This is a genomic window from Pectobacterium brasiliense (assembly GCF_013449685.1).
In the GTDB taxonomy this organism is placed as follows: Bacteria; Pseudomonadota; Gammaproteobacteria; order Enterobacterales; family Enterobacteriaceae; genus Pectobacterium; species Pectobacterium brasiliense_A.
Genome location: NZ_JACDSF010000080.1, coordinates 1,211 through 2,161 on the forward strand (window position 1 = coordinate 1,211; position 951 = coordinate 2,161).

2 protein-coding genes are annotated in these 951 nt (G+C 51.3%); both read left to right on the top strand.

The genetic code is table 11. The features are described 5' to 3' along the window. The first annotated feature begins 57 nt into the window (after nucleotides 1-57). Nucleotides 58-669, top strand: coding sequence for a DUF4123 domain-containing protein (locus H0248_RS21090; protein WP_180787369.1), 612 nt, complete (start codon nucleotides 58-60; stop codon nucleotides 667-669). Further along, the coding region (locus H0248_RS21095; RefSeq protein ID WP_180787370.1) for a hypothetical protein at nucleotides 656-951 on the top strand (296 nt) is incomplete at its 3' end. The genes H0248_RS21090 and H0248_RS21095, both read left to right, overlap by 14 nt.

The following is a 951-nucleotide window of genomic DNA, read 5'->3' on the forward strand; positions in this document are numbered from 1 at the left end:
AGCAGTGACAAGCCGTTCACGGAAGAGTGTCCGTACAAGAAAAAATAAGGAGTCAGGATGCTGGAAAATCCCTATGACGCGGTGAGTGACGGCCTGAAACAGGTGGTATTTACCCCGGCGACCACAAGGGTGGATGAACAAGAACACGCTCTCTATACCTATCTGTTGCTCAATGCAGCAGCCAGCCCGGACATCGCCATCTGTCTGGAGGGGTTCGCGCCACCTTACCGTTCGCTGTTTGATGTATCGGTACTGGACAGTCTGGGTCACGTTGCGCCGTATCTGGTTCAGATTGACGCCCACAGTGATGTGCTTGACTGGTGGCTGGCTGAAGGCTATATGCAGCAATGGGGCATCATGGTGCGTAGCACGCTACCGCTGATACCGCTGGTCAGGCATTTCAAAAAGTTCACCAAAGTCATCAATAACGGCAAAACCTACTTTTTCCGATTTTATCAGCCTAAAACCTTTAATCAGTTTATTCCGCAACTGACGCCCGCGCAGCAGACAGACTTCTTCGCCCCGCTGTATGCCGTCTATGCCGAAACGCGCAATGAGCCAGAACAGCTCATGCGTTACACCCATGATGTCGGCGGATTACAGACGGCGCAACTGATAGTACCGGTTACGCTATCACCTGAGGAGAGCATGACGCATGTGGCAGTTTAATGACCTGCAAATGGAATCACACCTGATGAGTGACGAGGATTTCTCCCGCTGGTTTGTTGATGAGGTGATGGAGGAAACACTGCCGGAGCACAAAGAGGGGCATACGCCAGAAACGCTGTACACCATGACGCGGAATGGTCGGGAGATAGCGAAAAAACTTGAGATTCATAAACCGACCAATCAGGCGAAGTTTTTGTATTTCATGTGGGGCGTCGGGTCGAATTTCTTCGAGTTTGACGGCTTTAAGCAAATCCTGGCGGATACGACGCGGAAGGAAGATGA